Origin of the sequence: Bacillus sp. BB51/4 (genome assembly GCF_008368845.1) — a bacterium.
In the GTDB taxonomy this organism is placed as follows: domain Bacteria; phylum Bacillota; class Bacilli; order Bacillales; family Bacillaceae_G; genus Bacillus_A; species Bacillus_A wiedmannii.
Genome location: NZ_QOSC01000004.1, coordinates 1 through 9,428, shown reverse-complemented (window position 1 = coordinate 9,428; position 9,428 = coordinate 1). Strand labels below are relative to the sequence as shown.

The window sequence follows — 9,428 nt, the reverse complement described above, 5'->3', positions numbered from 1 at the left end:
CAAATGGAACAAAACCAAGAATTTCTAAGTTGCAAGCATCTGAAGAAACTGAAATTGAAATAAAAAAACAGTTGTTGGAATCTCAAAAAAGGGAAAAAGAAAAAGATCAACAAATTGAAGATATGCAAAAAATGATTGAATATATTGCAAAACGAGATACAGATTTTGATAAAAAAATCGAGGAAATTTATCAAGAAGCTAAAAAACCTTGGTGGAAGAGATGGTAAGATACAGGGTTCAATACTTGGTTGTATTATATTCTTTTTAATAAGTTGTTTAGAATAATAGAAAGATAAAAAAGCTCATCCCTTATGAAAAAAGAGAGGGGCTTTTTGTTTGCTACCGATAATGGGATGTTATGTTAACCGAGCATGAATACAGTATACAGTTCCTGTTATGGTACATTTAAATAAGGGGAGATGAAAAATTGGAAAAAGACAAATTATTAGGCGAACAAATACTCAACGGCAATTTTTATGAGGCAAGTAAATTAGTAAATGGCTACGATTTCGATAAGTTTGCAGATTTTATAACAGAATTAGCTTTTAATAAAGATAACATTATTATTTATGATTTCATTTGTTATCTTATTAACCAAAAAGAGGATGATAGATTACACTCGCTAGCCTATGACCTCATGTGTCACCCTTTTTGTTATATCGAAGATGCTTATAAAACAGGGTTACATCACGCCAGAAAGGCAATAGTCCTAAACCCAGATGAGGTAGGATATAAAGAGATGCTTTTATTTCTTTACAATGTGCCCGAGAGACTTATTTCAAAACAAGAAGCTACTGAGATTGTACAACAAATTTTAAGCCAAGATCCCGAAAATGAATGTGTAAAGAGATTTTTAAAACATCACTTCCAATAACGGATTTTATGTAAACATACCTCAATGATAAAGGAGTTGGTATGTTGTTTAGAAAGTTTATAAGAAGATATGTCTGTTTAGTTTGTGGCTATAATTGTTTACCAGGACCATTCTATATTAGAGAAGGAATCCCAAACGTAAGTTTAATATGTGCCTGTTGCGCTTTTCAACCAGGATATGATGATGAAGAACTCGGGTGGACTATTGAAGCATATCGTGAGAATTGGCTTCAAGAAGGAGCTATATGGTTTGATCCAAAAAAGAGGCCAAAGTATTGGGATTTAAAGCAACAGCTAGCTAACATTAATATAAAAGATTAACTACCGATAAGTGAGGTTATGTTAACTAGAGTATATTTTCTTTATTTTTTTTCGTATAATTTTAATATATTTACTAATAGATGATAATAGAGAGGAATTTGAGAAATGAAATTTTATGAATGGAATAAACAAATTCAAGAAATATTTCATCAATATCCTACGCAAGATGCAGACATTTTTACTGTCATCGCTTCTGTTTTAGCTATTTTTAAGTTTGTTAGGAATTAAAAAGCATCTATTTAGATGCTTTTTTATATTTAAAGATAAATAATAAGATTTTTTGTTTATAGTTTCTATCATCTCTTTATTTACAGTGTTTCGAATGTATACTTTCGTTGTGAATTTTGAGGATATCAGGAGATTTGGTGTGAAGTTAATGTTTTCAGGGGTTTGAATGTAAACTAATATTCAAAAGTTTACATTCGAAGGTATTAAAAAGGGATATTAAATGTTTAATTCATAAGGTTATCTTGAGATTGTATATATTCTTGATAAATCTTTTGTGAATCTATTTCTGAAATGTTTCGTTTTTTCATTTCATTTTTAATGAGATCTATTTCTTGATACATAGCTGTTGAAAGAATTCCTTTTGCTATGTTTTTATTAATTTCTATAAAAAAACCTACTAAAAGAGCATCTGATAATTGTTTATATAAAGACAAAAATGTTTCCTCCTCATAAAAAAATCATACAGATAAAACATTGTTATTTACTATATATTCTGTAAATTAAGTTTTCACCTTGGTTTATTTAGACGGAATATTGGTGAACAAAATTAATAATTGTATCTATGTATATATTATATCTTGATTTCATAATTTCAGTATATATAATATATTTCAATTTCTAAAGTAAACAAATATTCAATAGTTTACTTTCCACCAGAAAAGGCTAGCTTCTTTAATATAGCTTCACTTAAACCATAGATCTCACACCTAAAAACAAGGAGGGACTGAAAAAATGTGTTTTTACTAGATGCATATTAAAAAAGACAAGCATAAGTTATATTACGTTTTGGTATAATCTTCTTATCTTTGAAGAGGACTCAAATTTTAATAATAGATTTGAGTCCTCTTTTTTATATCATTATTCTCTAATTACCATATACATATAATGTATTTAAAATTAATTTTAAAGGAGAAGTATGTTGTATGACAAAATTGGAGGAACTAGAAAAAGATTTTAATCAAATGAATCTAGATTTAAAAGCTATACAACATGATATAAAAAATTTAGAAGCAAGAATACTAGTGGCTGAAAGGGATGTTTTAACTATTAATAAACAATTAGATAAGATCAGTGCAAATACTACATGGATTTTACGATTGATCGTAAGCGGATTGTTAACAGGAGTACTTGGTGTAGTAGCTAAAAACCTGTTATAGAGAAAAAGAGTGTTGGTCAATCAAAACGGACCTAGCGAAGCAAAGGGAGTATTTGACTTGACCAACCGCACTACACCCAAACCCTCTTGGCACTGAACAAACTACCGTTTGTTCCTGCCAACCGGCGAGGGAGTCCCTCAAGGATTGAGGGGTTGGGGAGTTCGATTGAGGGGGTCTGGGGAAGGGTTCCCCAGTGGGTTTGGGCAAAGCCCACGGTTTGTTTTTTGCCACGTAGTAAGTGGCTCGGCATAGCCGAAAAGCGTCGCAGACCCCTATCGATTTTGATGCGTTAGTGTCAAAATAAGTATAGGGTTACGTTAATTGACATCATTTCGTTGCTTTGCTAGACTGATGGTATCAATTAATCTAGGGGAAGTGGTGGCACTTAATGTTGGGTTCTATCTCATTTAATCAATCCTACCAAAGTTCATTGAGTCATAATAACAGAGAAAATATGCATGGAAATCCTGGTATTGATCCAGCCAGGTTACACGAGAATATTTACTTTGTTCAAAAGGATATCCGAAGTGTATACAAGGATGTCTTTCAAGAAGCGGTGGACAAGTATAACGAAAAACAAAAACGGAATGACCGTAAAATTGATGACTACTATGACAAAATACATAAAGAAGATAAGACGCATGAACAACGAGAATTGGTTGTAGCGATTGGGGAAGGAAAAGATGACCCAAAGTATAGGGGAGCCAAAAAGGAAGCGTTAAAACAGTATGCAGAGGCGTTTCAAGAGAGAAATCCAAACCTAGCGGTTTATAACATGGTTTTACATGATGATGAAGCGAATCCGCATTTACATATTAACTATGTACCGAATTTCGAAAGTAGTCGAGGATTAACGAGGCGTGTCGGAATGGATAGAGCTTTGCAGCAACAAGGTGTCGAAGGAAAGGGAAGACAGTTAATTGCGCATTGGAGAGAAGCGGAAACGGCTTATATTGAGCAATTAGCGAAAGAACACATTCCAAATTTTGAACGTGCTAATGTAGGTTCCCATAAATACATGAAAGTCCGTCAATATAAGGAATATGCAGAAGCAAAGTCAACTATTGAAAATCAAGTACAAGAAAAAGAAAATGTATTACAAACGATTGACCATGATTTAAAAAACGTTGAGGAAAAAACAAATGAATTACAAGTAGTGAAAAAGAGTTTGGAAGGTGATGTCATTGATAAGCAAAAAGAATTAGAGACAGTGAAACAACAAGTAGAGAGTGAAAGTGAAAAGCTCCAGTTAATTGGTCAGCGTCATATAGAGTTAGAAAAAAGAGCAAAACAAATGCAAAAAGAATTAGATAGTGCTACAGATCAAGTGCCAAATGAACCTGTTAAAATTCCATTCTTACATAAGGAAGTAGTAGTAGAAGTACAGGATAAAATGTTTGGAAAAGCTGAAATCACGAAGAAACAAACAAGAAATTATGTGTTATCACCAGAACAATATCAAGAATTAACAATGCAAGTGAATGCAGCCGTCATTATTAAAAAAGATTATGAGCGTTTGAGAGAAATGGATTTTGTGAAAGAGAATGAAAGTTTAAAAGTCCATGCAGAGGGATGGATGAAAGAAAATCGAACGTTGAAACAAGAAAAAGGTAAGTTGCAAAAAGAAGTTAGTGTATTAAATAGAGAAATTAGCTCATTAAAAGCCCATATAAAGGACTTACAGACGAACATAAGAGTTTTATATATACAAACGAAAAAAGTTTTTAAAGAGCAATTTAAGGCGTTTAGAGAGATTGTTAAAAATGAATTGGGTAGCAAGGGAGTAGATAATCAATTTGAAAGTGAACATAAGAGAGAAATGAGCAGGCATCAAGATTTCAATAGGGAAAGATAGGAGTAATAGAAAATGTAATAGATTTTCATGAATGGGAAGAAAATGAAAAGAGTATTGAATGTTGTGTTTTTGCAAGAGATGAAAAGCTTTAACAAGGTGTTTCATGTTATTATAGAGAAAGACGTATACACGCGAAAAACCGCCCCAGCTTTGGCCGGCGAGGCGGTTTTTCATAATAAGGTTGGAACCAACCATTTATATATTCTATATACATTCTAACATATAAAAGTTGATTCCTTCCACTAAGGGAGAGAATTATTTTATGACAAAAGTTGTAGATTTTGGACAAGCTGAAAAAAAAGCGAAATTAAGAGATAGTAAGATTGATAGTATTTATGACCAGTTGCAAGCCGGTGGTTACTCAGAAGAAGAGAAAAGAATGATCTTGCAGTTATTAAGTAAAACAACCGGTGGAGATGAGTATTTCATAGGGAAAAAGAAAAAACCTACAGATCGGGTGAGGTTTGTGCAAATTATAATGGACAATATGGAATATTTAAATCGTATTGGCTATTTTACGAATGCGGAGCAAGCGTTTTTATTGCAAATTTCTTCTTATTTGGAATTTAAAACTAATGTAATCATTGAAAAGGGTAATAGTAATGAAATTGAAACTAATGCAGCAACACCTAGTTATTTAGCTGAAAAGTTTGGTAAAACAAGGGAAAGTGTTTCTAAAACAATGAATTCTTTATTAAAAAAAGGGGTTTTAGGTGTTGCAGAAGCAGGAATGACAACTGATGATGGCAGAACTTGTACTAGTCGTACATGGTTTGTAAATCCGAATATTATGTGTTGTTCTCCAAAAGATAGTGTTGATCGAGCAACTCAACATATTTTTAAAAAGTCACTTAGAAATTTTAAAGTCAGTGGAGATAATAAAAAACATAAATTGCCAGTTTACTTATTTTAGATGTCAATTTTACTATTGACATCTTTTTTTTTGTTGTTTTTACCATTTTTTAGGTGTGAAAAAAAATTCACACAGGTGTGAAAAAAAATTCACACCCTATGTCTTATAAACCCTTGATACTACTGACTTTCTTCACTTTTCTCTTCTCACTCTTATATTTATAGCTAAAAGTTCCGCAAGGAACGGGTCGTATTTTTGAGAAAAACACTCAAAAATCTCCACCCTCACAATAAAAAAAGTCGGTTCGTTTATCCTCACCTAAAAGCTAATGCTTTTTCTTTTTTTATTATGTCCTTGCAAAACTTTTTTCGGCTGTTTTTTAGCTTTCGCCAAGCCGAACAGACCAAAAACGAGATTAAGTTGCTCGACTTGGAACAGCAATTATATCAGCCGAACCGCTTAGATCTTCCGTTCATAATATTTCTCTTTTTCTATATATATTAACGCTATGTGGGGGCTAGCCCCCACACCCCCAGCCAGCACTTACACCCAAAAACAAGTAATACATACACTAATTCTTATTTACTTTCATTTTTTATTAAGACGGTAAAAAATGAAAAAGGTGTGTGAAAACATGGAGGAATTAAATCAAGTTTTAAATAGTACTGAAAAAATTCAATTAGATACTGAAAATACTTCAGAAGTACAACAATTATTAGATTGTTCTACTCCTTGTCAAAATGTTATAAACACTTCAGGAACAATTAGATTAACAGCTGGTACGAGTAATCCTTCATCAGTTATTTTTCCAGAACCATTAAATGTTGGTGATACTTTTCCTGTAATTACAGATCCGTTTTATTTAAGGTTTAATGTTGCTCAATGTGATGCACTAGCATCTGTCACTACTCCTTGTGGTGTTATAGAATGTAATGTTTCTGTATCTCAAATTTCTGTAATTGGAAATTTACCATTTTATTTTGAATTTCCGGCTGAATTTTTCCCATGTACAGGTCCAAGAACAGATTTTAGTGCGTATTTAAATGATGTTGTACAATTAAATAATGTTCTTTGCTATAACTGTGATGGATCTTTACCTATACTATGTGATAATGGACTTTCACAGGTAAATGGTACAGCGACTTTAGTAAGAATTCGTCGAGATAATTCTTATATATATTTTGATTTTGATGTAGAGATTGTTTTACCTGGTTGCTAAAAAAATAAAAAGCATTTATCTGAAAAAAGATAAATGCTTTTTATTTGAGATTTAATTGGGGTACCGCTAGTATTTCGGAAAATAACCACACTAAGCAAAAATAAAATAAGCTGTCCATATAGACAGCTTATTTACATAAAATTAGTTATTAAAAGTGAAATTTAACTCGAAAATATCTAATTTTATCAGTTGTTGAATGTCTGAAAAAAATCAAACCAATGATATTGTTAAGATTTTTTGGTAACTTCTTGCTGTGATGACTATCATAGTGACTTTTTCTCCAGCAACCACTATTAGTGGCTAGTTACCATAAGGACTTATTTTTGAAATTTGCTATTTTTTAGAAAATATGTTAATCTAAGAATGACCTATTTTTGTTCGGTTTGAGATTAAGAATAAATTTTGTTTTTCGTCTAAGGTATTTGAGCAAGGGTAGTAACACATGTGTGGGTATCCATACTAGGAGGCAACAATTATGGAACAAGGTAAAGTAAAATGGTTTAATGCAGACAAAGGTTTTGGATTCATCGAGCGTGAAGGTGGAGAAGACGTATTCGTACATTTCTCAGCTATCCAAATCGACGGTTTCAAATCTTTAGACGAAGGACAACGTGTAACGTTTGGAGTAGAACAAGGACAACGTGGCGCACAAGCTACTAATGTTCAAATAGCTTAATATTAGCTGATGAAAGACCCTCTTGTAGGGTCTTTTTTTGATTTTGTTACAATATTCCGAATACAACTTTTTTAAGGGGATTTGGGGTGCTTAACTTTTAATGAAAAAGAAGACGTTAGAAATCATAATTTTAGCATTATGGGGTACCCCCAACAAAACGCGAATTTTGTACGCTAAGCAAAAAAAAACAATAAGCTGTCCAAGTGGACAGCTTATTTACATAATTATCGTTATTGGAAGTTGATTAATATCAGTTTAAAGTTAGCTTAAAGGAAATTATTTACCATTATGTTGATTGGGATTATACATTCCGTTTTGAACTATATAATATTCTATTACTTGGTCTAACCATCTTTCTTCTTCCTCTGTGTAAGGAGAGGCCATCATACATTGAAAATCTTCTATTTCCTCGTCCTCTAATTTTCCAAAAGCGTGCATAGCCTCTTCACCAACATATTTAAGAGATGCCTGCAAATGTTTATTTGCTAACTCTTGTACTTCTGGATCATGAACTGGTTTTCCAACTAACCTCTTCACATCTCTCGATAAATCAATAAACTCTTTATCTAAGGACAAATTCTCCTCGTCAGTTTTATTGTAAACTTTATCTGCAATTTCTTTAGAAGTGAAATGTTCAAGCCATGTACGTTGATTTTCTTCATTTTGAATGTTATTAATCAAACTAATTAATATTTCACTTGGAACATCCTTTTGACTATCTAACAAAGAAATTGTCTGATTAATTGCCTTCAGAACTTTATCTAAATGCTCTTTTTTCTTCTCAAATGCTTTTTGTTGTTGAATTAAAGTGTCCTGTAAGCTTAAGTTGAGACTTGTATTATTTAGCATTAATCTTATTTCTTCTAGGTTATAACCTAAGAATTTTAGGGCCAAAATTTTTTGAAGTTTTACTATATGATCCTCTCCATATAGTCGATGGCCAGAACTGAGGTCTTTTTGAGCTTTGAGTAGCCCTATTTCGTCGTAATAATGCAATGTCCTTATTGAAACACCAGTTTTCTTAGAAAATTTACCAATTGAGAAACTTAAATCATTACCCAACTTATATAACCTCCTTACAATCTATTATTAATTTCATCATAATATCTAACGTAACTGGAGGTTCAAGCGTTAATTTTTACAATTTAAATTTTGTATATCCTATACAGAGTTAGTTGACATAACGCATCATTATCGGGATTCAATGTATTTAGAAGACTATTAAAAGTCCTCTATATTATTTAACTGGAGGACTTTCTTGTTCACATAAAGTAGTTAGATTTCTTTAGTTAAATGGGAATGTTTTAATCCAGTAGAAGAATGCAAAACCTCCAGCTACAAATAAAGCAGCTAAAATGAATGTTATTAGAGGTATTTTATTTTTCATACTTTTCGCCCCTTTTTCCTAATTATACCATTTATAGAAAGTGATATGTTGTATAACTTTGGTTGTATATGATATTCATAGAGAGTTAACATAACGTCCTATTATCGGTAGCAAATAAAAAGCGAAATCCATTGATATAACTAGGATTTCGCTTTTTACTTATTTATCATCCTATGCATGATTTTATACATGGTTGATATAGCGGGGATTCTAGGGATCCTTGTTATTTTCTTTTCCCTTTTTTTTGTATAAAATCTTGTATAAATTTGATTATGATTGTTTTAAATTATAGTGTATGTTGATGTTTAAAAAAGACGAGTATATGCTTAATTTGTTTGAAATTTCTTGTGTATTCTTGTTTATTTTTTGTTATGTTTATTTTAAGTGTTATTTATTTATATTATATCGCCGATATATCGCTTATAAAAATAGAAAGAGGTGGTAGCGATGGCCGATACGGGTGATACAAAGGTTGAATTGCTAGAGGGAATCCCTAAGGAATTAAAAAGTCATGATATTGCTAAAACATTTGGAATTGCTGAAAGTACAGTTAGGAAGTACGCCCAATCCCTTGAGAAAGCAGGGTATGTTTTTCGAAAAAATGAAACTAATACAAGGATTTTTACCGATATAGATGAGTTAACGTTTAGAGATTTGATTCAAGCTAGAAAAGAAGCTGGAGTAAACCTTGATATGGCGGCTTCCGTAGCAGTGATACGAAGACAGAAGCAAGAATCACCGATACAAAGCGTGCAACCATTGATAAATAAGGAATCAAAGGACGATTTAATTCCGCACAAAATGCGATATGAGATTCAGAAATTAGCAAATTCATTTCAGAAGCAAATGGAACAAATTG

10 protein-coding genes and 1 pseudogene are annotated in these 9,428 nt (G+C 32.0%); 9 read left to right on the top strand and 2 right to left on the bottom strand.

Annotated elements, in window-relative coordinates:
- The 3 genes and pseudogenes from DN392_RS02175 to DN392_RS02165 all read left to right on the top strand — a co-directional run.
- A pseudogene (locus DN392_RS02175) lies at positions 1–227 on the top strand (helix-turn-helix domain-containing protein); the annotation flags it as partial.
- Between the two features lie 200 nt (positions 228–427).
- Positions 428–874 (top strand): hypothetical protein, encoded by a 447-nt coding sequence (locus tag DN392_RS02170; protein ID WP_149237910.1) that lies wholly within the window; start codon positions 428–430, stop codon positions 872–874.
- A gap of 41 nt (positions 875–915) precedes the next feature.
- A complete protein-coding gene (locus tag DN392_RS02165; protein WP_113709166.1) occupies positions 916–1,194 on the top strand; it encodes a hypothetical protein in 279 nt (92 codons plus the stop codon).
- Positions 1,195–1,646: 452 nt separating this feature from the next.
- Here the strand turns inward: DN392_RS02165 and DN392_RS02160 are convergent, their stop codons facing one another.
- Complete coding sequence (locus DN392_RS02160; RefSeq protein WP_078205842.1) at positions 1,647–1,856, bottom strand: hypothetical protein; 210 nt, start codon at positions 1,854–1,856, stop codon at positions 1,647–1,649.
- A gap of 489 nt (positions 1,857–2,345) precedes the next feature.
- On the opposite strand from DN392_RS02160, the gene DN392_RS02155 reads away from it, so the two are divergent.
- The 5 genes from DN392_RS02155 (at position 2,346) to DN392_RS02125 (ending at position 7,182) form a co-directional block, all read left to right on the top strand.
- The gene (locus tag DN392_RS02155) at positions 2,346–2,579 is read left to right on the top strand and encodes a hemolysin XhlA family protein (RefSeq protein ID WP_078205841.1); all 234 of its coding nucleotides are present in this window, start codon (positions 2,346–2,348) and stop codon (positions 2,577–2,579) included.
- A 388-nt stretch (positions 2,580–2,967) separates the two neighbouring features.
- Positions 2,968–4,434 carry a plasmid recombination protein gene (locus tag DN392_RS02145; protein WP_149237909.1) on the top strand — a complete coding sequence of 489 codons (1,467 nt, stop codon included), beginning with the start codon at positions 2,968–2,970 and terminating at the stop codon, positions 4,432–4,434.
- A 262-nt stretch (positions 4,435–4,696) separates the two neighbouring features.
- A complete protein-coding gene (locus tag DN392_RS02140; protein ID WP_078205839.1) occupies positions 4,697–5,347 on the top strand; it encodes a MarR family transcriptional regulator in 651 nt (216 codons plus the stop codon).
- A gap of 574 nt (positions 5,348–5,921) precedes the next feature.
- Positions 5,922–6,506, top strand: a complete 585-nt coding sequence (locus DN392_RS02130; protein WP_061530605.1) for a hypothetical protein — start codon at positions 5,922–5,924, stop codon at positions 6,504–6,506.
- A 475-nt stretch (positions 6,507–6,981) separates the two neighbouring features.
- Positions 6,982–7,182 carry a cold-shock protein gene (locus tag DN392_RS02125; protein WP_000434815.1) on the top strand — a complete coding sequence of 67 codons (201 nt, stop codon included), beginning with the start codon at positions 6,982–6,984 and terminating at the stop codon, positions 7,180–7,182.
- A gap of 276 nt (positions 7,183–7,458) precedes the next feature.
- Here DN392_RS02125 and DN392_RS02120 read toward each other — a convergent pair whose 3' ends face one another.
- Positions 7,459–8,244 carry a MerR family transcriptional regulator gene (locus DN392_RS02120; RefSeq protein ID WP_149237908.1) on the bottom strand — a complete coding sequence of 262 codons (786 nt, stop codon included), beginning with the start codon at positions 8,242–8,244 and terminating at the stop codon, positions 7,459–7,461.
- 772 nt (positions 8,245–9,016) lie between these two features.
- Between DN392_RS02120 and DN392_RS02115 the strand changes: the two genes are divergently transcribed.
- Positions 9,017–9,428 (top strand): helix-turn-helix domain-containing protein (locus tag DN392_RS02115; protein WP_149237907.1); only part of this gene is annotated, 412 nt, incomplete at its 3' end.